Source organism: Roseibium marinum (assembly GCF_002906165.1).
GTDB classification, from domain to species: domain Bacteria; phylum Pseudomonadota; class Alphaproteobacteria; order Rhizobiales; family Stappiaceae; genus Roseibium; species Roseibium marinum.
In genome coordinates this window covers 67,031-90,442 of the sequence record NZ_PPCN01000007.1, presented here as the reverse complement: position 1 = coordinate 90,442, position 23,412 = coordinate 67,031, and the positions used below count along the sequence as shown (strand labels likewise).

Sequence of the window (23,412 nt, the reverse complement as noted above, 5' to 3'; positions counted from 1 at the left end):
GGAGACCTATTTGCCCTTGGCTGCCTGCCAGGCGGCCTCCATTTCGTCCAGCGTCATCGCCTCCAGTGTCGTGTCCGATTTCGCGGCATGGTCTTCAATGGCGGCAAAGCGCTTGCGGAACTTGCGGTTCGTCCGGCGCAGGGCCTCTTCCGGATCGATGTCCAGGTGCCGGGCGAGATTGGCGAGAGCGAAGAGAGTGTCGCCGAGTTCGTCGGCGATCCTGTCCTTGTCGGGCGCTTCCCTGGCGAGTTCCTCATCGAGTTCATGGGTTTCTTCCCGGATCTTGTCGAGAACCAGGCGGGCGTCGTTCCAGTCGAACCCGACCTTTGCGGCGCGCCTCTGCAGTTTGTCTGCCTCTTGAAGGGCCGGGAAGGCGCTAGGCACGTCGTCCAGAAATCCCTTTTCCGGTTCGGCAAGACCGAGTGCTTCGCGTTCGGCCCGCTTCTCAGCGCGTTCCTCCGCCTTGATCCGCTCCCAGATGCCCTTGACCAGTTCCGGCCTGTCGCCGTTTTCATCGCCGAAGACATGCGGATGCCGCCGGATCAGCTTTGCGGTAATGCCTTCAACCACATCGCCGAAATCGAATTGCTCCTCTTCCTGCGCCATGCGGGCGTGATAGACAACCTGGAGCAGCAGGTCGCCGAGTTCCTCGCGAAGGTTCAAGATGTCGTTCTTGGCGATGGCATCGGCCACCTCGTAGGCTTCTTCGAGCGTGTAGGGCGCAATTGTCGCAAAGGTTTGTTCCAGATCCCAGGGGCAGCCGGTCACCGGTGTTCTGAGCGCGGCCATGATTTCAATGAGGCGGGAAATGTCGCGGCTGGGGGTCATGGAGTGGCCTTGATCTTATTTGGGTGCGTCACTGATATCTGAGTGGAACACCGGTATTCGATTGTTCCCGCATAACGCAAGTGGTCGGCTGGAGAATGCTGAAACACCGCAGCCATTCAACGCTCTTTGGTATTACCTGTCGCTGCGGATCGGCACCAGGCAGCCGGGGTTGGACTTGTCCGCAATGACAAACAGCAAGGGATAGAAGCTATCTACCCCTGACCGACGGATGCCAGAAGGTCACGGCGCGTTCCAGCAGTGCGATAAGGCCGTAAAACAGGGACCCGGCCACCGCCGCGACGGCGATCTCGGCCCAGACCATGTCGACATTCATGCGGCCGACTTCGGTGGAAATGCGAAAGCCCATGCCGACAGTCGGCGTGCCGAAGAATTCGGCCACGATCGCGCCGATCAGGGCAAGTGTTGAGTTGATCTTCAGGGCATTGAAAATGAAGGGCATGGCCATCGGCAGGCGCAGTTTCACAAGCGTGTGCCAGTAACCGGAGGCATAGGTGCGCATCAGGTCGCGTTGCATGGTGTCCGAGGCGGACAGACCGGCGACCGTATTCACCAGCATCGGGAAGAACGTCATGATGATGACGACAGCGGCCTTGGAGGGCCAGTCGAAGCCGAACCACATGACCATGATCGGGGCAACGCCGATGATCGGCAGGGCGGAGACCAGATTGCCGATGGGCAGCAGGCCGCGGCGCAGGAACGGCACCCGGTCGACCAGGACGGCGGTCAGGAACGCCGAACCGCAGCCGATAGCGTAACCCGCAAGAACCGCCTTCAGGAATGTCTGGCGGAAATCGGCCCACAGTGTCGGTACGGAACCTATCAGGCGCAGCCAGATTTCGGATGGTGCGGGCAGCAGAACCTTGGGAACGCCGGCTCCGGTGACGACGATCTGCCAGAGCGCAAGGAGGGTGATACCGAAGAGGGCGGGAATGGCCAGGTTAATGAGCCTTGCCGCGCTTTTGGATGAGTTCTTCCAGGAGGCAAGACGTTCCACGAACAGCCATGCCGAGGCCCAGGCGGCGGCCGTCAGAGCCCAAAACCCGAGTGCGGCGTCTCCTGGATGGTTCGACACCGTGCCGATGAGCAGCCATGCCGCGAAGGCCGTGACAAAGCCGAGCATCAGATCGCCAAACCGGTTGCGCATGAAACCGAGTTCATAGCGGACGGCGGCGATTGCCAGAATGACGAGACAAAGCGAAAGACGCGGAACGTCCATCACGCCGAAATCCGGCCTGAAAATCGGGCTGAACAGACCGACGATCACCAGCGCGACGATGAGCCAGGCGAGCAGGGCGGGTATATCCAACCGGCTTTTTGAAAGGGATCGGGTGCTCATCGCGTCATCCCCATGCGTTGCAACGCAAGTTTTTCAACCAGTCCGATCAGCGCCACCAGAGAGCCTGCCACAAACGCGGCCATGATCAGGGCGGACCAGATCTGTAGGGTCTGGCCGTAATACGATCCGGACAAAAGGCGCGCGCCGAGCCCGGCAACGGCTCCCGTGGGCAATTCGCCGACAATTGCCCCGACCAGCGCTGCCGCCATGCCGATCTTCATGGACGTGAATAGAAACGGCACGGCGTAGGGCAGGCGCAGCTTCCAGAAAGTCTGCAAGCGGTTCGCCGAATAGGTGTGCATCAGGTCCATGTCGATGACTTCCGGCGAGCGCAGGCCCTTCACCATTCCGACGGCAACCGGGAAGAAGGACAGGTAGGTCGAGATCATCGCCTTGGGCAGCAGGCCCGACACGCCGACGGCATTGAGGACCACGATGATCATCGGGGCAATGGCGAGGATCGGTATCGTCTGCGACGCGATGATCCACGGCATCAGCGACTTTTCCAGCACGCGCGAATGGATGATGCCGATGGCAAGGAGGATGCCGAGCGTCGTGCCGATGAGAAAACCCAGCAGGGCGGAGGAAAGCGTGATGCCGGAATGATAGATCAGCGAGCGTTTGGAGGTGATTTTCTTCTCGGCGGTCGTCTCCCAGATTTCAACGGCAATCTGGTGCGGTGCGGGCAGCACGGGCCGTTCCTGCGAGAGCGTATCGGACAGGAGCTCGCTGAAAGGGACATCCGTCCGGTCCGCGCGCTCATATGTATCGAGCTGGAACGGCGTGTTGAGCGAAACTGAACCGATGTACCAGGCGCCGATGATGGCGAGGACAACCACGATTACCGGACCGGCTGTGCCGGACATGAGACCGGCAAAAGGGTTCAGACTGCGAGTTGGGGCGAAGGTATTCGAGGTCATGCGGCGTTCGTTCCCCGATCATCCAGTCGCTTGTCCTTGGGATCCATTCCGTTGGATTTCCGCACATCAATTGCCTGTAGTTCAACATTGGAAGCAGCATGGAATGCCGGGCCAGTAGCGGGAAGGTCGGGCCGGAGCCGTTCAATCCTCATAGGAGTGCCCCGCTTTCAGTCCTTCCCGCACGCGGTGGGCGATCTTGAGGAATTCCGGGCTTTCGCGGATGTCTAGAGTGCGGTCGCGCGGCAGGTCGCTTTCGATGACATCATAGATCCGGCCCGGGCGCGGGCACAGAACGACGATCTTGGTGGAAAGGAACACCGCTTCGGGAATGGAGTGGGTGACGAAGGCAACGGTCTTGCTGGTCTTCGCCCAGAGCTGAAGCAGTTGCTCGTTGAGATGATCGCGGACGATTTCGTCGAGCGCACCGAAGGGTTCGTCCATCAGCAGCAGATCCGGCTCGACAGCAAGGGCACGGGCGATCGAGGCGCGCTGCTGCATGCCGCCGGAAAGCTGCCAGGGATATTTCTTTTCAAAGCCCGAAAGGTTCACCAGCTCCAGGTTCCTGGCGACGCGTTGCTGCCGCTCGGATCTGGAAAGTCCCATGATCTCCAGCGGCAGGGCGACGTTTCCGGCGATGGTTCGCCAGGAATAGAGCGCGGCGGCCTGGAAGACATAGCCATAGGCGCGATTGAGCCGCGCTTCCTCCGGAGAGACGCCGTTGACGGTGATCGAGCCCGCTGTTGGTTTTTCCAGGTCGGCAATGACCCTGAGGAGCGTGGTCTTGCCGCAGCCCGAAGGGCCGATGAAGGAGACGAAATCTCCCTGCTCGATCTTCAGGTCGATATCGGAAAGGGCATGAACCGGGCCGTCATTGGTCTCAAAGGTGAGGGACAGTTTCTCAATATCGATCACCCGGTCCGGGCTTGCGCTTTTGTGTTTTTCCACCATTTCGGTGTCCTTTGCGCCGGCAAGTGCGGTCATGTGTTTCCTGGGCAGGTCGAATGCTGTTCTTCAGAGCCGAGTATACTCAAATTTGCATACCTCGGCGCGGGGCAAACCGATAGATAAAGGTCACAGAAAAAACCTCCCCGAAAGGGGGAGGTGCCTGTTCCTCATACGCCGCTGGCGGGGATGCCGCTGCGCTCGATCTTTCGCGGAGCGGTCAGTTCCTTCCAGGTGCTGAGCGCCTTGTTGACCGCCTGGAAGGGCTTGCGGGAAACGAACTCGCCATGACCCTGGCTGGGGTTGACCGTGCCGTCTTCCACGGCGACCCGGCCGCGGCTGAGCGTGTAGCGCGGCAGGCCTTTGACTTTCTTGCCCTCGAAGACGTTGTAGTCGATGGCCGATTGCTGGTTCGAAGCCGAGATGGTCTTTTCCTTTTCCGGGTCCCAGACCACCAGATCCGCATCCGCTCCGACCAGAATGGCGCCTTTTTTCGGATAGACGTTGAGGATCTTGGCAATATTGGTCGACGTGACGGCGACGAATTCGTTCGGCGTCAGGCGGCCCGTGCCGACACCGTAGGTCCACAGCATCGGCATGCGGTCTTCCAGGCCGCCGGTACCGTTCGGGATCTTGGTGAAATCGCCGACGCCGGTGCGCTTCTGGTCGGTTGAGAAGGCGCAGTGATCGGTCGCCACCACCTGCAGGGAACCGGCGGCAAGTCCCGCCCAGAGGCTGTCCTGGTGCTTCTTGTCGCGGAACGGCGGCGACATCACCCGACGGGCGGCATGATCCCAGTCGGAATGCCTGTATTCGCTGTCGTCCAGCGTCAGGTGCTGGATCAGCGGTTCGCCATAGACACGGATGCCGTTCTGGCGGGCCCGGCGGATGGCCTCGTGCGCCTGCTCCGACGAGGTGTGCACGATATAGACCGGAACACCGGCCATGTCGGCGATCATGATGGCCCGGTTGGTGGCTTCGCCTTCCACTTCCGGCGGACGGGAATAGGCATGCGCCTCCGGACCGTTGTTGCCTTCCGCCAGCAGTTTCTGCTGCAGGGTTGCGACCACGTCGCCGTTTTCCGCATGCACCAGTGGCAAGGCGCCCAGTTCCGCGCAGCGCGAGAAGGAGGCGAACATCTCGTCGTCATTGACCATCAAGGCGCCCTTGTAGGCCATGAAGTGCTTGAAGGTGTTGATGCCGCGTTCCTGAACCACGGTCTGCATGTCGTTGAAGACCTGTTCGCCCCACCAGGTTATCGCCATGTGGAAGGAATAGTCGCAATGCGCCATGGAGGACTTGTTGTCCCACATCTGCAGGGCTTCCAGCAGGGACTGACCGGGGGAGGGTAGGGCGAAGTCGACCACCATCGTGGTGCCGCCGGCAAGCGCCGCCCTTGTGCCTGAATCGAAATTGTCGGAAGAGAATGTGCCCATGAAGGGCATTTCCAGATGGGTATGCGGATCGATACCACCCGGCATGATGTAACAGCCGGTGGCGTCCAGCGTCTCGTCACCGGAAAGATTGGGACCGATTTCGACGATCCTGCCGTCCTCGATCTTCACATCGGCTTCGTAGGTGAGATCGGCGGTCACAACCGTGCCGCCCTTGATCACTTTGCTCGCCATTGCTGTTTCCCTCGTTGTTCGTTTGTCTGCTCCGGCTCAGGTCCCGGATCAGGTCAGGGACGGCAACCGTTTACTTCTGCGCTGTTCCGGACCCGACCCGGGACCAGTTCACACGAGTTTCCTCATTCCACGATCACCGCCGTCTCGACTACCGCATGGAACAATACGTCTGCGCCGGCCTTGGCCCAGTCCCTGGAAATTTCCTCGGCTTCGTTATGTGACAGACCATCGACGCAGGGGCACATGATCATCGCCGTCGGGGCGACCTTGTTGACCCAGCAGGCATCGTGGCCGGCACCGGAAATGAGATCCCGGTGGGAATAACCGAGGCGCTCGGCGGCACTTCGAACCGCCGCAACGCAAGTCTTGTCGAATTCCACCGGGTCGAAGCCGCCGACCTTTTCGAATTCGACCTCAAGCCCCATGTCGTCGCAGATCTTTTGGGCGCCGATCTTCAGCCGGTCTTCCATATCCTTGATGACAGTGATGTCAGGTGAGCGGAAATCGATGGTGAAGACGGACTTGCCGGGGATGACGTTGCGCGAATTCGGATAGACATCGATATGACCGGCCGCGCCCACGGCATGAGGGGCATGCGACCAGGCAATCTCGTCGACCAGTTCCAGAATGCGCGCCATGGCAAGGCCGGCATTCTTGCGCATCGGCATCGGCGTGGAACCGGTGTGGCTGTCCTTGCCGGTAACCGTCACCTGCGTCCAGGACAGGCCCTGACCGTGGGTAACGACGCCGATTTCCTTGCCTTCGGCTTCCAGGATCGGTCCCTGTTCGATATGAAGCTCGAACATGGCATGCATCTTGTCCTTGCGGGCGCCGACTTCCTCGTCGCCGACCCAGCCGATGCGCTTCAGTTCGTCGCCGAATGTCTTGCCTTCGGCGTCTTCCTTTTCATAAGCCCAGTCCTGCGTATGCACTCCGGCGAAGACGCCGGAGGCCAGCATGGCCGGTGCAAAACGCGTGCCTTCCTCGTTGGTCCAGTTGGTGACCACCACCGAGTGCCGGGTCCTGATGCCGAGATCGTTCATCGTGCGGATGATTTCCAGTCCGCCGAGAACGCCCAGGACGCCGTCATATTTGCCGCCGGTCGGTTGGGTATCGAGATGGGAGCCTACATAAACGGGCAGGGCGTCCGGGTCGGTGCCCGGGCGGGTCATGAACATGTTGCCCATCGTATCGACCGCCATTGTGAGGCCTGCTTCCTCACACCATTTCTGGAACAGCTTGCGGCCTTCGGAATCTTCGTCCGTCAGCGTCTGGCGGTTGTTGCCGCCGGCAACGCCCGGGCCGATTTTCGCCATTTCCATCAGGCTGTCCCATAGCCTGTCGGCATTGATCCTCAGATTTTCGCCCGGAGCTGCCATTCGCTAACCCTCCTGTTACTTCAATTCGATTTCGACAAAGGACATGGGAGCGCCCCCGCCGTTGATCACATTATGTTCGACGCCTTCGTCCCGGCGGTAAACGGTTCCGGCGGGGACGAGAACATCACGCGTTTCGCCATTCGTTTCCTCGAGCGTCATCTGACACTCGGTCAGGGCGGTGATGACGTAATCCATCGAGTGGCGGTGCCATCCGGTTTCCGCGCCTGGCTCGAAGTCGAACCGGGTGACCCTGACCCGTTCGTCATCGATAAGCTGGCTGGCTGTGGCCTGTTGTCTGCTCATGGCATCATGCTCCATGGAAGAATAGAACCGCGGCGGGCGCCAAGCATGCGTCGGTGTTTTTACCGTCAGTCGATGGCGTGAAGCACGGCGCGGAGTTTTTCGAACAACTCGTCGATCTGGTCCTTCGAGATGATCAGCGGCGGCGAGAGGGCAATGATATCGCCGGTCGTGCGGATCAGCAGGCCGTCGTCATAGGCCTTGAGGAAGGCGGAAAAGGCGCGTTTGGTCGGCTCGCCCGCAATCGGTTCAAGTTCGACCGCGCCGATCAGGCCGAGATTGCGGATATCGATCACATGCGGGCAGTCCTTCAGACCGTGCAGGCCGTCTTCCCAGTATTGCGCCAGATCGGAGGCGCGGGTGAGCAGACCTTCCTCGTCATAGGTATCGAGTGTCGCGAGCGCGGCGGCACAGGCGAGCGGGTGGGCCGAGTAGGTGTAGCCATGGAACAGTTCGATCATGTGTTCCGGGCCAGTCATGAAGGCGTTGTAGATATCGGCCGAACAGAAGACCGCGCCCATCGGGATGACGCCGGACGTCAGGCCCTTGGCGGTGGTGATGAGATCCGGGGTCACGCCGAAGAAGTCGGTCGCGAAGGGAGAGCCGAGACGGCCGAAGCCGGTGATGACTTCATCGAAGATCAGCAGAATGCCGTTCTGGGTGCAGATATCGCGCAGGCGCTCCAGATAGCCTTTCGGCGGTATGAGAACACCTGTCGAGCCTGCGACCGGCTCGACGATGACCGCCGCGATCGTGGACGGATCATGCAGCTGAATGATGCGGATCAGGTCTTCGGCATATTCCGCGCCGCTTTCCGGTACACCGCGCGTGAAGGCGTTGCGCTCCGGATCGTGGGTGTGGCGCATGTGATCGACGCCGGTGAGCATTGTACCGAAGGTCTTGCGGTTGGAGACGATGCCACCGACCGAAATGCCGCCGAAACCGACGCCGTGATAGCCCCGCTCACGGCCGATCAGCCGCGTGCGGGTGCCCTGGCCGATGGCGCGCTGATAGGCGAGTGCTATTTTCAGTGCGGTATCGACACTTTCCGAACCGGAATTGGTGAAGAAGACATGGTCAAGCGGCGACGGCGTCATGGCCGCGAGACGGGCGGCCAGTTCGAAGGCCTTCGGGTGCCCCATCTGGAAGGCCGGCGCATAGTCGAGTTCGGCAATCTGCCGCTGGACCGCTTCGACCACCTTCGGACGCGAGTGGCCGGCATTGCAGCACCACAATCCCGCCGTTCCATCGAGGACCTGACGGCCGTCCGAGGTCGTATAATGCATGTCCTTGGCCGCGACGAACATCCGAGGGGCCTGTTTGAACTGGCGATTGGCCGTGAACGGCATCCAGAATGCTTCGAGATTGTTGGTTACAGCCTGGCTCATTGCTGCCGGAGATGCCGGTGCTGACATATGTCCTCCTTGCGGCCTGCGGGTGCGGCCGGCGTTGGGTATCGGCAGGAAAAGGAGGGCATGGAACAGCTTCCGCCCTGACCAGGGCAGCGCAGCAGTTCAAATCCTCTCCCCACTCTGTTCCCGGCGATTTCACGCAGGCTTTTGCCGTTTTGTCATCGCCGAATATCTCTGGATGGCCCTCGGGCCGGTCCCGGTTTTTCCGGATTTCCTTATGATGACCATAACCGGACGATCCTTCAAGACATCCCCATTGCAGGGCCTTTTCGGATCGTCTAGCCTTCCGGCCACCTGGTCAATTTACCCTAGGTGTGATTTGACCAAATGGTCAAGATGCAAATCCGTTCGACATGGCTAATTTGTGGTCATTGTCCCGCGGAGTGGGCTGAGACCGGCCAGAAACCGCCGATCGCGGGGCATTCAGCCTCTCGAAACGGGCAAGGTAAGGGCGGCCATGAGGCCGGGGAAGTGGACTTATTGATGACAGGTCTCAGCGGGCAAACGCCTGCATCATACAAACCAGTCGGACTGAGCAGAATACAGGAAAAGAACCGGTCGCTGATTCTCGAAGCCGCGCTGGGTGAATTTTCGAAAAAAGGGTTTTCCGGTGCAACGGTCGAGCGCATAGCTGCCGACGCGGGCATGTCCAAGTCGAATTTGCTGTATTATTTTTCCTCCAAGGAAGCGATCTATAACGCGACGCTGGCCCATATTCTGGAAATCTGGCTGACACCCCTCAAGACGCTCAATCCCCTTGGCGATCCGGCGGACGAACTTGCCGCCTATATCCGTCAGAAGATCGAATTGTCGGCGAAATTTCCCGAAGCCTCGCGGCTATTCGCCAATGAAGTCATGCAGGGCGCGCCGCAAATCCTGCCGGTTCTGGAAACGGACCTGAAACGCCTTGTTGAGGAAAAATGTCAGGTCATCGAGGACTGGATCGACACCGGCAGGATGCGCCCGGTCGATCCGGTCCATCTGATTTTCACGATCTGGGCGACGACGCAGCACTACGCGGATTTCTCTGTTCAGATCAAGGCTCTGACCGGGAAGGATCTGAGCGATCCGGATTTTCAAAGGTCAACCGAAACAGCCGTAACATCGCTGATCCTGAATGGCGCCGGTCTGAAATGGCCGCGGGAAAGCGATCCGGGCGCATGACGGACGAGCCGTCCGACTTCAAGGTCTCATCCCGGATTCCGGTCACGGGACAGCTTTATATTTCAAGAGACGATCTGTCGGAGGAATTTGTAAGGGCTTCCGGACCGGGCGGTCAGAATGTCAACAAGGTTTCGACCGCGGTTCAGCTGCGGTTCGATCTTGAGGGCAACGATACACTCCCGGCGGATATAAAGTCGCGGGCGGCGAAACTCGCCGGAAGCCGTCTGACGCTGAGCGGTGAGATTCTTCTGCAGGCCGACAGGCACCGGACACGCGAGCGTAACCGGGAGGACGCCCTGGAACGGCTTCTGGAACTGCTGCGAAAAGCTTCCGAAAGACCAAAGCCGCGCAAGGCCACCAGGCCCACTCTGGGGTCAAAGAAACGGCGATTGGACTCCAAGAAGCAACGGGGACAGATCAAGAAGATGCGCGGCCGCTCCGGACAGATGACCGATTGACGAATGTCAAGCGGCACGGCGCTGCACAGATCACGGCTCTTTCTACAACGGGACGTCAGGCAGGAGACTTTTCCCGGCGGAACCGTGCGCCCCACTCCTGATTTGTCTCGTCGGCCAGTTTGGCCACGCCGGGCGCTATACCGTCTGCGTGGCCGCGATCCAGGCCCAGCGCCTCCAGAACCTCGCCCAAAGCGGCAGAGGGATCGTAAGACAGCGCTTCGTAAGTGATGCGTAACGGTTCGATGCCTTGCGTTTTGAACCAGTTCTTCCAGTCCAGATCGAAGGCCGCGAACCTCTCGAAGCAACGCGCGATCTCGTCGGCGTCATAGACCGGCGCGCGGGGCGGGGCGAGGCGTTCCAGCTCCGTTCCGTCCGGTGCCTTGTGCCATAGCCCGGTTTGCTCCGCCTTCACGTAAGAGACGGCCTGCTCGATCTTGTCTGTTCTTGTCAGGTGAATGAACAGCGTTCTGCCGAAAGCGGCCTGAAACCTGTCCCGGTCCGTTGCCAGGTCCGGATGTCGCACCGCCAGTTTCCGGACAAAAAAATCAAAGCTGTGTCTTTGCAGGCGCAAACCGAAAATGCCTGTTGCAAGGCTGCCTTTTGCAATTGCTGCACGAAAGACCATGTCCAGTGTTTCAGTCTCCCCAACCGTTTCCTCCGGCACGAGTTCGAATGACCGAAGCCAGTCTGAAATCGAGGCCTTGTGAAAGTAGGAACCCGGATTTCCGGCGACGCCGGTTGCGAGCAGAAGCTTGCACAAGAGCGTGCTGCCGCTGCGCGGCGACGTACAGATGACATATGAATCGTATCGGGACATGGCGGAAGAATAACCGGAAATTGAGAAATAATACCAAGTTCAACAACTTGCCGACTGGATATTGCATAGGCGTGACACCGGTTCAGCGGTCTGGCGCCGTCACTGTTTCCGCAAGGCCGATGACCCGGACGTCGTTTCTTCGCGTAAAAAGCGGACTGAAATGCGGTTAAACCGGCTTGTGGCAAGCCGGTTCCGGTGATTAGGTGCAAGCGATTTTTAAATCAAATGACCACCAACCGGGTTGGATTGGCGTTCGGTTGATCGAATTCAAGGTGGTAGAACATTCTGCGTTCCACTGCTGGCAGGGTGTTTCAGGAAGAGATCCATGATTTCAGCCTCCGCGGGCGTGCGGTCCCAGGCGACCACAGGTATTTTATTGATGTGTGCAGGCGTTGCCTGTCTATGTGTCAACGATGCGATCGCCAAGACATTGACGGCGAGTTATCACCCGATACAGATCCTTTTTCTGCGCAATTTGATTGCCTTGCCTATCGCGATACTGATCGCTTTGAAGATGGGAGGGGCGGCGGCGCTGCATTCCTATCGGCCGGCTGCTCATCTGCTGCGCGGTTTTATCTGGCTTGGCGCCGCGACACTTTTCTTCACCGGTCTGAGCCTTCTGGAACTTGCCGAGGCGACCGCGCTTATTTTCGCGGCCCCGATTTTCGTGACTGCTCTGTCCGCCCTTCTTCTGCGAGAACAGGTGGGATGGCGACGCTGGGTCGCCGTTCTGGTCGGTTTTCTCGGCGTCCTGATCATTGTCCGTCCAGGGACGGGAACGTTTCAGGCGGGGTCACTGTTTCCGGTTGCGACCGCGGTGTTTTATGCTTTTTTGATGATCAGTGCCCGTTGGGTCGATCCGCGCGAAAGCGTCTGGACGCTTATGGTTTATCTCGTCGGGGCCGGGGGACTTCTCAGCGCGCTGCTGGTCCCGTTTGTGTGGATCGATCTGCGGCTCGAGGATATGTGGCTGTTTATCAGCATCGCGCTGTTCGGGACCGCGGGCATAACCATGATGACCCAGGCCTTCAGGTTTGCTCCGGCAGCGGTTGTCGCACCGTTCGACTACAGCGCCCTGATCTGGGCGTCGGTGCTCGGCTGGCTTGTCTGGAACGAAATTCCCGATCTCGCAACCTATATCGGTGCCGGGGTGATTATCCTGAGCGGTCTTTTCATCGTACTGCGCGAGCGGCAGCTGGAAAACTGAGCCAGGTTACATTCGCTGCCGGGTGTGCGGAAAGAACCATTATTTCATTTTCACATAGGTGCCGGGAGCGTTGCACATAGGCGGATAACCGCGTTTCGGATTGCCTACAGCCCTTGCCGGTACGGTTCCCGAAGACTGCCGCTTCAGCCAGTTGCTCCATTGCGGCCACCAGGAGCCTTCCTCGACCTTTGCCTGCTTCTCCCAGTCGTCCGCATCCGGATGCGGGCCGCCGTGCTTGTAGAAAAGCTTGCGGTAGCTGCGATGGGGGTGCCCCGGTTCGGAGACGATGCCGGCATTGTGCCCGCCGGAGGTCAGGACGAAATCGACGTCCGTGTCGAACAGATGCACCAGCTTGAAGACCGATTTCCAAGGCGCGACATGATCGGTGGTGGTGCCGACGGCAAAAACGGGAACGCGGATGTCCTCGAGATGGACATCGTGTCCGCCGACTTTGTAACGGCCCTGCGAGAGGTCGTTGTTGAGATAGAGCTGGCGCAGGTAATCCGCATGCATCCGGTAGGGCATACGGGTGGCATCCGCGTTCCAGGCCATGAGATCGCTGGTTCCGGGGCGCTGGCCCAGCATGTATTCCAGTATCATGCGGGACCAGATCAGATCCTGTGAGCGCAGCATCTGGAAGGCACCGGCCATCTGCCACTGATCGAGATAACCCTTCAGCCACATCACGTCCTCGATGAAGGACAGCTGGCTCTCGTCCATGAACAGGCCAAGTTCGCCTGGCTCGTCGAAATCGACCTGAGCGGCGAGCATGGTCTGGCTCTGGAGCCGGTCCTCGCCGTCACGTGCCATGGCGGCGGCGGCCATGGCCAGCAAGGTGCCGCCCAGGCAGTATCCGGCGGCATGGACTTTTTCAGATCCGGTAATCGCCTCGACCGCTTCGAGCGCTGTCATGACGCCGCGATCTATGTAGTCCTCCAGGCTGACATCCCGGTAGCGCTCGTCCGGATTTATCCAGGATATGCAAAAAACCGTGAAGCCTTGATCGACCAGATAGCGGATGAGGGAATTGTCCGGCGACAGGTCGAGAATGTAATATTTCATGATCCAGGCCGGAACGATCAGGATTGGTTCCGCCTGAACGGTCTCTGTCGCGGGCGCATATTGAATGAGCTCGATGAGATCGTTGCGATAGACCACTTCGCCGGGGGTGACCGCGACGTTCGCGCCGGGATTGAACGCGGAATCTTCTTTCTGGATTTGAGTGGCTTTCATGGCATCGCTCAGCATGTAGCCCCAGCCGCGCAGGAAATTGGCGCCGTTTTCCCGGAGCATTGTCTGCATCACATCCGGATTGGTGAGCGCGAAATTGCCGGGTGAAAACATGTCCATCATTTGCCGGGCGTAGAATTCGACCAACCTTTCGTGCTGGGCGGTGACGCCGCTCACCCCCGTAGCCGCCTCGTGCCACCATTGCTCCGTCAGCAGAAACGACTGCGCGTAGATATTGAAAGGGAATTTTTCCCAGGCAGGCGACTTGAAACGGTGGTCCTGCGGTGGCGGCTCAATGCAGCATTCCGCCTTTTCGCCCATCAGTGCGCAGTCGAGAATAAATTTGGAGAGCCGGACCTGCTTGCGGCCGAGTTGTCTCAGGATCTGCTGTTGCTTGCCCGGAGAAATGGAAAGATGCAGCATCCAGTCCTGCCAGGCCTGCAGCAGACTGATCGGTGAAATGCCGAGCGTCATGGCGGCGAGCGCGGCATGATGGAAACGGTCCGCAATCAGGAACATCCTGTCATCGGGATCTCCCGTCTCCGCGAGAGCTGCTGAAAGATGCCGGCCGATCAGGGAATGGACATTCGTGGATGGCAGGGCAGGGAAGACAGCTTGTTTCACAATGATCTCCGGTAACAAAAGCGACGATTGCCCTCGGCATTGAACTGCCCGATCAGGCTGTGTGGTTCATAAGCGGTGGCCATTGCGGTACGCTTTCCGCGAAGCGGCCAATCGGGCGGGCCGGTTTCGCGAGACGATATTAGATGTGTATGGCGGCGGAATATTGATCGGCATCAAACCGGACGGATTTTCTGCATTGCAAATGCCGCCGCTCGCGATCTGCATCAGCTTTCCTGATGTGAAATCACATGTTTCAAAATGAAAGTTGCCTGATTCAGACCGGTACTCGAAACCCGGACTCTCGGAAAATCCGCCCAGGCGGCTCTCAATAGAGCATGTCCGCCATGAAACGCGTGTGGAACGGCAGGGCGGCGGCGCCGATCGTGAGCGCCCAAGGCCCGAGCGTGCTTGCCGCGATTGACGTTTCTGGTTTGGTCGCTGTGATTTCATCCCGGGTGAGGCGGACGATTTCGTCCGCAATGTCGTCCCGGACAGGTCCGGAAATGACGACATCGGGAACTGACGCGAATTTGCCGAAGTCCAGGATGAGCCGGGTGAGGCCTTCGCTGCATGTCCGGATCCAGGTCGCCATTTGCGGGCCGACTTGATCCGGCGCTTGTTTCAGCGCGTTAAAATCCGGAAACTCCGCCGTTTGCATTTTCAGATGCGGCACCGCAATCGATCCGGAATAGATCCTGCCGCCCAGGATCAGCCTGGGTTGAATAGTCCTGCCGAGATAAAAGAAAAGGTGATCACCGAGATTTCTGGCGGCGCCAAACATGCTTTCCGCGCCGGCGGTCGCCGTGACGTCGTTCTGAATGAAGACCTCCAGACCCGTCCTGTTCCGCATCTCGTCTTCCAGATCGATATCGTGAACAGCGTCCGACAGCGTGGGGTCATCAAAGTTTCTCGGCATGGTTATGCCAATGCCGGTAAGACCGGATTTGCGCACGGGACCGCATTCCTCGGTCATGTCAACAACCAGGCTGCTCAGACCTGCCAGAATGTTCTCAGCGTCGAAGTTTCCTATCGGCGAGGATTTCAGCATCAGCGGCGTGCCGACGAAATCGATCAATGCGGCTTCGAGCACGGAAATTCCGATGTGCAGGCCTATCGAAAAGGCCCCGTCGGGGTTCAGTCTGATCGGGGTCGTCGGCGGCCCGATCCGACCCCGCACGGCTTCGCCCTTGCTGATCAGCCTGTCCCGTTCCAGAGCCCGCACGATCACCGAGATGGTCTGGGCCGAAAGGCCGCTTGCCTGACCGAGCTGCAACCGCGTCATGCCGTCGTTCTGCAGCAGCAAGGACATGATCAGCCGCTCGTTAAAGCTGCGGGCGAGCACCTGGTTCAGGCCGCTGCTGCGATCCGCCATCCGGATTGAAGGCGGGGGAGCAAATCTCATGTCAGGCATAGGGTACTTTCAGGGTTTGAGGTGCTGGTCATTCTTGTGCGGTCAGTTGATGCTGCTTGGCTGGGATCAAGCCGTTCAATCCGGCCAACCTATCGATTCAATTTCAACGGCAATTGCCTGGCCAAGGACGCTGTGTGCTTTTGCACCGAGATGAAACCCGTCTTCTTTGCTGGACCGCACCACCAAGCCGGCGTCGAAAAAATGCACTTCATTGGCTTCAGCGATCCGTTCGTATTCGCCCGCCAGTTCTCGTGATTTGTCCTGCGCTCCAAGAAACACTCCCGACCATTCCTTCAGATCCCGGGCGGTGGGCGGCGGAGCGATGATCATTATCTCCGGAACCTTGCCGTCCACTCCCGCCGGCAGGGATTTGATATCGGAAACCAGGGCGCCAACACCCATGGCGATTTCGCCCGCGGTTTTGTTGAACCTGATCTTGAGATCGTTCGTGCCCAGCATGATGAGGACGAGATCCAGCGGTTTGTGGCTCATGATACATGGCCGCAAATAGGTTCTGCCATTCTTTTCAGCGCCTTCGATCGGGTCGTCGGAAACGGTTGTCCGCCCACTCAATCCTTCTTCAATGACGAGCCACTTGTGGCCCAGTATTTCGCGCAAGACACCCGGCCAGCGCACGTCATGCCCGTACCGGTCATCCGGTTTGTTTGCCGTCGTTTGTCCGTAAGTGTTTGAGTCCCCGTAGCACAAAACCGAACGCATATCGTCTCCCGATAAACAAAACCATGTTTATTGCCAGTAGTTTATTCCAGTCTTACCACCTGCTCCCGCAGTGTTGAAGCCGCACCGGAATGCTGCCTCATAAATAATAAATCATCGTGAATAACTATTGACAACCTGTTTTTTTCGAGGATGATCAAAACCGATCTGCGGTGAAGCGGCGGACAGGCCGAACCTTTCCTGACCGATCTTCGCCGTGATCTCGGGAGGAGTGAAAACCATGTTGAAATCAATGAGAATCGCCGCCGCAGCCCTGTGTCTCGCGGCAGGCTTGAGCACATCTGCCAGGGCCGATGACGCGGACGGGCCGATACTCGTCGTGAGCGGTCCCTTGTCCTGGCCGTTCTTCGCAGCGGTGAAGAAGGGCTTCGATGACGCATCGGAAATCTACGGCGTCGATTATCAGTATATCGCGGTGACCGACACCGCCAACATGACCAGCGACTATCCGCGCCTGCTGCAGCAGGCGATCAGCCGGAACCCCAAAATGCTGCTGGTGGGAGAGTTCTTTCCGGACGGCATGGATCCCCTGATCAAGGAAGCCACCGCGAATGGTATTCCGGTCCTGATCCACAATTCCGGGCAGACATTGTGGGAGCAGAACGGATCGATCGGCTTCATTGGCGAAGACCCTTATCAGATGGGTTACAAGGCGGGGGAAATTCAGGCCGGAGCGGGCGTAAAGAAGGGTCTTTGCTTCAATCAGGTTCCGGGCAATCCGACGGTCGAGGAACGGTGCAACGGCTATGTGGCGGCGATGAAGGATGCCGGCGCTGAGACGATCTATCAGACCATCGGCACGGGCGATGCCACCAATCCCCAGGCCATGACCCAGGCGATCAAGGGAACGCTACAGGCAAATTCCGATATTGACGGTATCTATACGTTGAACGCGGTTCCCGCCATGAGTGCCCTGCGGGCCGTGGAAGAGGTCGGGCGTTCCGGTGAAATCATGATCGGAACCGCGGATCTGTCGAACGAAGCGCTCGAGGCGATCAAGGCCGGAGATCTTGCCTTCGCCATGGACCAGCAGCCTTATCTGCAGGGTTTCATGTCCATTCAGATCGCCGATCAGTACCTGAAATACGGCTTGCAGCCGATCGGACACGTCAAGACCGGCCCGCTTGTCATCGACAAGTCCAATGTCGACAAGGTGCTCAAGGTCAACAGGGAGCATTCCGGAGTACGTGGCGCTTCCTGAGCGCTACTTTCCCGGCCCAAGGTCCCAGCCCCACACAGGGAGTTTCACTTGATAAAGAGCATTGTCCGGCGGCCGGAAACCGGCGCTTTCGCCGCGTTTCTTCTAACTTATCTTTTCTTTGCGGCCGCAACATCGGGCAACGGTTTCGTATCGGTAAACGGGACCGCCGGCTGGATGAATCTTGCCGCCGAGCTCGGGATTGTCGCCATCCCGATCGGCTTGCTGATGATTTGCGGTGAATTCGATCTGTCGATCGGATCCACCGTGGGGGCCGCATCGATGATACTGGCCCTTGGAACCAACCACTTCGGGCTGCCCATCTGGCCGATGGTGTTTCTTGCCCTTGCGGGTGGGGCGCTGATCGGACTTTGCAACGGGCTGGCCGTCGTCAAGACGAAACTGCCGTCCTTCATCGTCACGCTGGCGACGAATTTCATCGTCATCGGCGCGACGATGGGTTTTTCGCGGCTTATCGCCAATGTGACCTCTTCATCCGTCATCGCCTCCGACAGCGCGAAATTCGTCTTTGCCGCCCGCTGGGGGCAGGCGAATATTTCCATTGTCTGGTGGGTGCTCGTCGCACTTGCCGGCTTCTGGGTGCTGAGCAGGAGTGTTTTCGGCAACTGGATCTATGCCACCGGCGGCAATCTGGATGCGGCGCGCGGGGCGGGGGTGCCGGTGCAGCGCGTCAAGATCTCGCTTTTCGTCGCCACCGGCACAGCCGCCGCGCTGGTCGGGATCCTTCAGGCGGTTCAATGGAACTCAGGCAATTCGACTTATGGCATGGGCTATGTCTTCCAGGCACCCATCGTGGTCGTTATCGGCGGCGTCCTGCTGACGGGGGGCTATGGCAGCGTCGTGGGGGTCGTCTTCGGCACGGCACTTTTCGGCGCCATTTCATCAGGGATCTTTTATACCGGATGGAATACGGACTGGATCCAGCTGTTTCTGGGCGTTCTTCTCGGTATTGCCGTCCTGGCGAACAACTACGTGCGGCGCCTTGCGCTGTCGTCAAGCTAGGAAGACCTCACATGACGACGCATTTGATGCAGCTTGCCGGTGTCGATAAATCCTTTGGCTCCACCAGGGCATTGAAAAACATTTCAATGCTGGTTGAGCCAGGCAAGATTCTCTGCCTGCTGGGAGACAACGGCGCGGGTAAATCCACGCTGATCAAGATCCTGTCCGGTTATCATCAACCCACATCCGGCAAGGTGTATTTCGAAAACGAGGAAGTCCGGTTCGCCAGCCCGCGCGAAGCCCGGCAGCGCGGCATTGCGACCGTTCATCAGGATGTCGGATCGATCCCGCTGATGAGCGTTGGGCGCAATTTTTTCCTCGGCGCGGAACCGAAAACAGGCGTCTGGCCGTTCCAAAGGATCGATACGAATTTCGCCAACCGGGAAGCGGTTCGGCAGATGCAGAAATTCGGTCTGACCAGGGTGACAAACGGCGAGCAGCTGGTTGGCACCATGTCGGGCGGTGAAAGGCAGGTGCTTGCCATCGGCAGGGCTATGTATTTCGGCGCTAAGCTGCTGATCCTGGACGAGCCGACATCGGCGCTCGGCGTCAAGGAAGCCGCGATGGTGCTGAAGATGATGCGGATCGCCCGAAAAAACGGTGCCGGCATCGTCTTCATCACCCACAACGCGCGCCATGCGATGAGTGTGGGGGACGATTTCTGCGTACTCATTCAGGGAGAAGTCGCGGCTTCATTCAGCCGGGGGGAAAAGTCACGCGAAGACGTGCTGAACCTCATGGCCGGTGGCGAACTCCTGTCGGAGCTTGAAGAAGAAATCGAACAGATAGACTGACGTATTACGAGCCAAGGCTCGACGGGTTCGTCAAGCTGTCGGAGGCGCGCAGGATGTTCCGATTCTCATGCGCGGCCGGATGCGGAAAACCTCGCTTTCAAGACCTTCCTTGTCATCCATGCGCGCAAGCAGGCGGTCGACCGCAATGTTGCTGAGCGTTGCCGTATCCTGCACAAGGCAGGTGATCGACGGGTCCCAGCCTTCCGTCGGATTGAAGCCGTCGAAACTGATGACGGAAACGTCGTCCGGCACCCGCAGACCCATGTTTTTCAAACCGGCCATCGTTCCCTGCACCTGGGGATTGGAAATGCAGATAATCACGGTTGGCCGTTCGGGCTGCGACATCAGCCGCTGAACCTGGGAATAGGCGATATCCGCCGTATGCACCGCATGGCAGACGAACCGGTCGTCCATGGGATGGCCGGCTTTCGCATAGGCGGCCTTCACGGCGTCGAAGCGTTCATAGGAAGCCGAGATGCCCGGACGTCCGACGAGCATGGCCGCGCGCTGGTGGCCGAGGCGCAGAAGATATTCGGCCACCAGCGTGCCGCCCAGTTCGTTGTCGTCGGCGACCGCATCGAACTTCTCCGGCGCCACGACACGGTCGACGAGCACGGCGGGACAGGAAACGGCGGTGGCGAAACGCTCCGCATAACCCTCGCCAAGGCTTGTCGGGGCAATGATCAGTCCGGCGACACGATGGCTGATCATAAGCGCAATATCCGCCATTTCGCGTTCGGGGTCGTCTTCATTGCTGGCCAGCAGCATGTTGTATCCCCGGTCCGCGACCGACCGTTGAACGGCCTTGGCGAGGTGGGAGACCCATGGCGCGGCGATGTCCGGCGCGACGAATCCGATGGTCGTCGAGACACCCATGCGCAGATTGCGCGCGAAGGGGTCCGGACGGTAGTTGGCCTTCTTGACAGCCTCCCAGACCCGCTTCTTGAGTTCCTCGCTGACCGGAGCGGAGCCGGTGAGGGTCGCGGACACTGTGGTCGGGGAAACGTTTGCAAGGCGCGCGACGTCGCGGATGGTGGCCATTTTCTCTCTTTTATAGTGTTTACGCGTAACGGTTCGCGTTCTTATTTTTCCCAAACTAACGGATTTATCAAGGATTGTCGCCGGAAAAGCAGTTGCATTTGTTTCAGAGCGCGGTATCATGCGTAACGTTTCGTGTTTCCGACAAACCGGCATGATTTAGTCAATTGAACCGGGGGAGGAGCTTGCACGAAACGATTTGTGGACACTTTCAGGGAGGATAGTGAAGTGCCGCGACATCTATTCCGTGCTTTCGGACTTGCAGTGCTTTTGGTTACTGCCCAGGCCGCATCGGCCGAAGAAACGTTACGCCTTCGCATGAATGGCGACGTCAATGTTCTCGACCCGATCTCAACGACCAATTTCACCATTCGCAATGCCTCGTATCTGATGTTCGATACGCTGTTTGCGATGGATGAGAACTACAAGGTCCAACCGCAGATGGCCGAGGGTGCGGTCGTCTCGGACGACGGGCTCGTCTACACGATCACGCTTCGCGACGGCCTCAAGTTTCACGATGGTTCGCCGGTAACCGCCGAGGATGCTGTCGCTTCGCTCAAGCGCTGGGGGAGCGTGGACGGTCTCGGCAAAATCCTGTTCTCCAAGACGGCGAGCCTGGAAGCGGCGGACGACAAGACGGTCGTTCTTACGCTCAACGAGCCCTGGGGGCTGGTTCTCGACGCGCTCGGCAAGATCTCGTCCAACGTTCCGGTCATCATGCCGGCAGAGCAGGCCGCCAAACCGGCGAGTGAAGCGGTCACCGAACCGATCGGTTCCGGCCCCTACAAGCTGCTGCCGGACGAGTGGGTCCCGGGAAGCATCGTCGTCTTTAAAAAATTCGACGACTATGTACCTCGCAGTGAACCGGCCAGCCTCGCAGCCGGCGGCAAGGTCGCTCATTTCGACAAGGTGGAGATCCAGTATATCCCGGATACCGCGACCGCCATCAATGCGCTGATCGCCGGTGAAATCGACTGGATCGAGGAAGTTCCGGCGGACATGCTGATGTTCTTCGACGGTGTGGAAACCGCGAAAACCGTCGCTGCGCGCCAATCCGGCAATTCCGCTCAGCTCGTCGTGAACCATCTCAACCCGCCATTCGACAATCCCAAGATCCGGCATGCCCTGCAGCTCGCTGTCGAGCAGACGCCGTTTCTTCAGGCCGCTTTCGGTGATGTCACCGACAGTTATCTGGAATGCGCGGCGGTGTTTTTCTGCGACACGCCTTACGCGAGCGATATCAACACCGACCGGGTGCTGAAGCGTGATCCGGAGGCGGCCAAAAAACTTCTCGAAGAAGCCGGTTATGACGGCACGCCGGTGCTGATCATGCATGTCACCGACATTGCCTCACAGGACAATTTCTATTCGGTCCTGGCGCCGATGCTGAAAGAGGCTGGTTTCAACGTCGATGTGCAGCCGACCGACTGGGCGACCGTCGCGACCCGGCGGGCAAGCAAGGAACCGGTCGAAAATGGCGGCTGGAATGTTTTCTTCACCGGTTGGGGGTTCGTCGACCAGTCCAATCCGATGACGAATGTCTATGTGTCCGGGGATTGCGACAACTCCTGGTTTGGCTGGGCCTGTTCGGAACGCCTGCAGGATCTGCGCAAACAGTTCGCTGTCGCGACGAGCGAGGATGACCGCAAGAAGCTGGCGACCGAGATGCAGGAGATCACCCATGATCTCGTCAGCTATGTTCCGCTCGGCCAGGCCTTTCCGTCCGTCGGTCTTGCAACGGATCTGAAGGGCTATATCGACGGCCCGGTTCCGTTCTTCTGGAATCTCGAACGGACGAACTAGGCTGCCGGACCGCGGCGCCAGCCGCCGCGGTCCGTGCAACTTCTTCCCGCGTTCAATCGACCGCCGAAAAGACGCCAATACACGATATGGCAAGTCCACTTTTCTGCTTTCAAACGCTTTCCTGTAAAATCAGGCCTGTAAAATCTGGCCTGCAAATTCAGGTTGGTCTTGGGTTCCATTCAGGAATTGAATTGATGATCCGCTACGCTGCCGCCCGTATTCTGGCAGGCATACCCACGCTTCTGCTGGTTTCAGTGTTCATATTTTCCCTGGCTCACATCACGCCGGGAGACCCGGCTATTTTGCTGGCCGGGGACAATGCCACGCCGTCCCAGGTCGCCGAAATCAGGACACGGCTTCATCTGGACCTTCCGCTTGTGCAGCAGTTCGGGCTCTGGCTCGGCGATGCCTTGAGGCTTGATCTCGGCAAGTCCATCTATTCCGGCAAACCGGTGACGCAACTGATCGCGCAAAGGGTCGAGCCGACACTGGTCCTCAGTTTCGTCACGCTCGTTCTGACCGTGCTGGTCGCGGTCCCGCTCGGTGCCGTCTCCGCCTGGAAGGCGAACAGCATTATCGACCGCATATCGATGGGGATCGCCGTCGCCGGGTTTTCCATACCGGTCTTCGTGATCGCCTATCTTCTGGTGTATTTCTTTGCCGTGAAGCTGCGGCTTTTCCCGGTGCAGGGCTACAAATGGCTCGCCGACGGCTGGATGGCGACCCTCAACAGCGTCACGCTTCCCGCAATCGCCCTGGCTTTCGTCTTCTCGGCCTTGATCGCCCGGGTTACCCGCGCCTCAGTTCTGGAAGCGCTAGGTGAAAACTACATCCGCACGGCGCATGCCAAGGGGCTTGGCGCGCCGCGGATTCTGTTCGTTCATGCACTCAGGAGCGTGGGCGTTCCTGTCATCACCGTCATCGGCATCGGTTTTGCGACCTTGATCGGCGGCGTGGTGGTGACGGAATCCGTCTTCAACATACCCGGCATCGGGCGGCTGACCGTCGATGCGGTAACACGGCGCGACTATCCGGTGATCCAGGGGGTCATCCTGTTCTTCTCTGTAGCTCTCATCTTCATCAACCTGCTTGTCGATCTGAGTTATGCCTATATCGATCCGCGGATAAGGGGCTGAGATGG

General features: G+C 59.0%; 21 protein-coding genes. 8 read left to right on the top strand and 13 right to left on the bottom strand.

The annotated features are described in order from the left end of the window. Positions 1–6 precede the first annotated feature (6 nt). The 8 genes from mazG to CLV41_RS16060 form a co-directional block, all read right to left on the bottom strand. A complete protein-coding gene (mazG, locus tag CLV41_RS16095) occupies positions 7–828 on the bottom strand; it encodes a nucleoside triphosphate pyrophosphohydrolase (protein ID WP_103223453.1) in 822 nt (273 codons plus the stop codon). Between the two features lie 208 nt (positions 829–1,036). Next, entirely contained in the window at positions 1,037–2,185 is a 1,149-nt protein-coding gene (locus CLV41_RS16090; RefSeq protein WP_103223452.1) for an ABC transporter permease, read from the bottom strand. After that, positions 2,182–3,051, bottom strand: a complete 870-nt coding sequence (locus tag CLV41_RS16085; protein ID WP_170107229.1) for an ABC transporter permease — start codon at positions 3,049–3,051, stop codon at positions 2,182–2,184. The genes CLV41_RS16090 and CLV41_RS16085 overlap by 4 nt, the downstream gene beginning before the upstream one ends. A gap of 195 nt (positions 3,052–3,246) precedes the next feature. After that, positions 3,247–4,053 carry an ABC transporter ATP-binding protein gene (locus tag CLV41_RS16080; protein ID WP_103223628.1) on the bottom strand — a complete coding sequence of 269 codons (807 nt, stop codon included), beginning with the start codon at positions 4,051–4,053 and terminating at the stop codon, positions 3,247–3,249. A gap of 164 nt (positions 4,054–4,217) precedes the next feature. Further along, a complete protein-coding gene (gene hydA, locus CLV41_RS16075; protein WP_103223450.1) occupies positions 4,218–5,675 on the bottom strand; it encodes a dihydropyrimidinase in 1,458 nt (485 codons plus the stop codon). 122 nt (positions 5,676–5,797) lie between these two features. Then, on the bottom strand, positions 5,798–7,054 hold the full coding sequence (locus CLV41_RS16070) for a Zn-dependent hydrolase (protein WP_103223449.1): 1,257 nt from the start codon (positions 7,052–7,054) through the stop codon (positions 5,798–5,800). Positions 7,055–7,069: 15 nt separating this feature from the next. Then, positions 7,070–7,357: a cupin domain-containing protein gene (locus tag CLV41_RS16065; protein ID WP_103223448.1), complete on the bottom strand. Its 288-nt coding sequence runs from the start codon at positions 7,355–7,357 to the stop codon at positions 7,070–7,072. Between the two features lie 65 nt (positions 7,358–7,422). Beyond that, positions 7,423–8,769, bottom strand: a complete 1,347-nt coding sequence (locus CLV41_RS16060) for an aspartate aminotransferase family protein (protein WP_103223447.1) — start codon at positions 8,767–8,769, stop codon at positions 7,423–7,425. A gap of 480 nt (positions 8,770–9,249) precedes the next feature. Here CLV41_RS16060 and CLV41_RS16055 point away from each other — a divergent pair, with 480 nt between their 5' ends. Continuing rightward, positions 9,250–9,930: a TetR family transcriptional regulator C-terminal domain-containing protein gene (locus tag CLV41_RS16055; protein ID WP_103223446.1), complete on the top strand. Its 681-nt coding sequence runs from the start codon at positions 9,250–9,252 to the stop codon at positions 9,928–9,930. After that, the gene (arfB, locus tag CLV41_RS16050; RefSeq protein WP_103223445.1) at positions 9,927–10,388 is read left to right on the top strand and encodes an alternative ribosome rescue aminoacyl-tRNA hydrolase ArfB; all 462 of its coding nucleotides are present in this window, start codon (positions 9,927–9,929) and stop codon (positions 10,386–10,388) included. The genes CLV41_RS16055 and arfB overlap by 4 nt, the downstream gene beginning before the upstream one ends. Positions 10,389–10,443: 55 nt before the next feature. On the opposite strand, the gene CLV41_RS16045 is transcribed toward arfB, so the two are convergent. Beyond that, positions 10,444–11,205 (bottom strand): Stf0 family sulfotransferase, encoded by a 762-nt coding sequence (locus CLV41_RS16045; RefSeq protein ID WP_103223444.1) that lies wholly within the window; start codon positions 11,203–11,205, stop codon positions 10,444–10,446. Positions 11,206–11,530: 325 nt separating this feature from the next. Between CLV41_RS16045 and CLV41_RS16040 the strand changes: the two genes are divergently transcribed. Further along, on the top strand, positions 11,531–12,412 hold the full coding sequence (locus CLV41_RS16040; protein ID WP_103223443.1) for a DMT family transporter: 882 nt from the start codon (positions 11,531–11,533) through the stop codon (positions 12,410–12,412). 39 nt (positions 12,413–12,451) lie between these two features. Here the strand turns inward: CLV41_RS16040 and CLV41_RS16035 are convergent, their stop codons facing one another. The 3 genes from CLV41_RS16035 to CLV41_RS16025 all read right to left on the bottom strand — a co-directional run bounded on the left by CLV41_RS16035 (position 12,452) and on the right by CLV41_RS16025 (position 16,397). After that, the gene (locus CLV41_RS16035; RefSeq protein WP_235867152.1) at positions 12,452–14,266 is read right to left on the bottom strand and encodes a PHA/PHB synthase family protein; all 1,815 of its coding nucleotides are present in this window, start codon (positions 14,264–14,266) and stop codon (positions 12,452–12,454) included. 325 nt (positions 14,267–14,591) lie between these two features. Then, a complete protein-coding gene (locus tag CLV41_RS16030; RefSeq protein WP_170107222.1) occupies positions 14,592–15,638 on the bottom strand; it encodes an ROK family transcriptional regulator in 1,047 nt (348 codons plus the stop codon). A gap of 114 nt (positions 15,639–15,752) precedes the next feature. Beyond that, positions 15,753–16,397, bottom strand: a complete 645-nt coding sequence (locus tag CLV41_RS16025) for an SGNH/GDSL hydrolase family protein (protein WP_103223441.1) — start codon at positions 16,395–16,397, stop codon at positions 15,753–15,755. 238 nt (positions 16,398–16,635) lie between these two features. Between CLV41_RS16025 and CLV41_RS16020 the strand changes: the two genes are divergently transcribed. The 3 genes from CLV41_RS16020 to CLV41_RS16010 are packed head-to-tail and all read left to right on the top strand — an operon-like array spanning position 16,636 to position 19,430. Continuing rightward, positions 16,636–17,616, top strand: coding sequence for a sugar ABC transporter substrate-binding protein (locus CLV41_RS16020; protein ID WP_103223440.1), 981 nt, complete (start codon positions 16,636–16,638; stop codon positions 17,614–17,616). Between the two features lie 48 nt (positions 17,617–17,664). Then, the gene (locus CLV41_RS16015; RefSeq protein WP_103223439.1) at positions 17,665–18,636 is read left to right on the top strand and encodes an ABC transporter permease; all 972 of its coding nucleotides are present in this window, start codon (positions 17,665–17,667) and stop codon (positions 18,634–18,636) included. A gap of 11 nt (positions 18,637–18,647) precedes the next feature. Then, entirely contained in the window at positions 18,648–19,430 is a 783-nt protein-coding gene (locus CLV41_RS16010; RefSeq protein ID WP_103223438.1) for an ATP-binding cassette domain-containing protein, read from the top strand. Between the two features lie 30 nt (positions 19,431–19,460). Here CLV41_RS16010 and CLV41_RS16005 read toward each other — a convergent pair whose 3' ends face one another. Beyond that, positions 19,461–20,471 carry a LacI family DNA-binding transcriptional regulator gene (locus tag CLV41_RS16005; protein ID WP_170107221.1) on the bottom strand — a complete coding sequence of 337 codons (1,011 nt, stop codon included), beginning with the start codon at positions 20,469–20,471 and terminating at the stop codon, positions 19,461–19,463. Positions 20,472–20,732: 261 nt separating this feature from the next. Here CLV41_RS16005 and CLV41_RS16000 point away from each other — a divergent pair, with 261 nt between their 5' ends. Together CLV41_RS16000 and CLV41_RS15995 are read left to right on the top strand one after the other, a co-directional pair. After that, entirely contained in the window at positions 20,733–22,271 is a 1,539-nt protein-coding gene (locus CLV41_RS16000) for an ABC transporter substrate-binding protein (protein ID WP_146048579.1), read from the top strand. A gap of 194 nt (positions 22,272–22,465) precedes the next feature. After that, positions 22,466–23,407, top strand: a complete 942-nt coding sequence (locus CLV41_RS15995; protein ID WP_103223435.1) for an ABC transporter permease — start codon at positions 22,466–22,468, stop codon at positions 23,405–23,407. The last annotated feature ends 5 nt before the right edge of the window (positions 23,408–23,412 follow it).

Excerpts from the sequence above, each read along its gene's own strand:
- CLV41_RS16060 (WP_103223447.1), bottom strand. The coding sequence starts at position 8,769 with ATGTCAGCACCGGCATCTCCGGCAGCAATGAGCCAGGCTGTAACCAAC.
- hydA (WP_103223450.1), bottom strand. The coding sequence starts at position 5,675 with ATGGCGAGCAAAGTGATCAAGGGCGGCACGGTTGTGACCGCCGATCTC.
- CLV41_RS16010 (WP_103223438.1), top strand. The coding sequence starts at position 18,648 with ATGACGACGCATTTGATGCAGCTTGCCGGTGTCGATAAATCCTTTGGC.
- CLV41_RS16090 (WP_103223452.1), bottom strand. The coding sequence starts at position 2,185 with ATGAGCACCCGATCCCTTTCAAAAAGCCGGTTGGATATACCCGCCCTG.
- CLV41_RS16040 (WP_103223443.1), top strand. The coding sequence starts at position 11,531 with ATGATTTCAGCCTCCGCGGGCGTGCGGTCCCAGGCGACCACAGGTATT.
- CLV41_RS16065 (WP_103223448.1), bottom strand. The coding sequence starts at position 7,357 with ATGAGCAGACAACAGGCCACAGCCAGCCAGCTTATCGATGACGAACGG.
- CLV41_RS16080 (WP_103223628.1), bottom strand. The coding sequence starts at position 4,053 with ATGGTGGAAAAACACAAAAGCGCAAGCCCGGACCGGGTGATCGATATT.
- CLV41_RS16055 (WP_103223446.1), top strand. The coding sequence starts at position 9,250 with ATGACAGGTCTCAGCGGGCAAACGCCTGCATCATACAAACCAGTCGGA.
- arfB (WP_103223445.1), top strand. The coding sequence starts at position 9,927 with ATGACGGACGAGCCGTCCGACTTCAAGGTCTCATCCCGGATTCCGGTC.
- CLV41_RS15995 (WP_103223435.1), top strand. The coding sequence starts at position 22,466 with ATGATCCGCTACGCTGCCGCCCGTATTCTGGCAGGCATACCCACGCTT.
- CLV41_RS16045 (WP_103223444.1), bottom strand. The coding sequence starts at position 11,205 with ATGTCCCGATACGATTCATATGTCATCTGTACGTCGCCGCGCAGCGGC.
- CLV41_RS16025 (WP_103223441.1), bottom strand. The coding sequence starts at position 16,397 with ATGCGTTCGGTTTTGTGCTACGGGGACTCAAACACTTACGGACAAACG.
- CLV41_RS16030 (WP_170107222.1), bottom strand. The coding sequence starts at position 15,638 with ATGGCGGATCGCAGCAGCGGCCTGAACCAGGTGCTCGCCCGCAGCTTT.
- CLV41_RS16085 (WP_170107229.1), bottom strand. The coding sequence starts at position 3,051 with ATGTCCGGCACAGCCGGTCCGGTAATCGTGGTTGTCCTCGCCATCATC.
- CLV41_RS16070 (WP_103223449.1), bottom strand. The coding sequence starts at position 7,054 with ATGGCAGCTCCGGGCGAAAATCTGAGGATCAATGCCGACAGGCTATGG.
- CLV41_RS16005 (WP_170107221.1), bottom strand. The coding sequence starts at position 20,471 with ATGGCCACCATCCGCGACGTCGCGCGCCTTGCAAACGTTTCCCCGACC.
- CLV41_RS16020 (WP_103223440.1), top strand. The coding sequence starts at position 16,636 with ATGTTGAAATCAATGAGAATCGCCGCCGCAGCCCTGTGTCTCGCGGCA.
- mazG (WP_103223453.1), bottom strand. The coding sequence starts at position 828 with ATGACCCCCAGCCGCGACATTTCCCGCCTCATTGAAATCATGGCCGCG.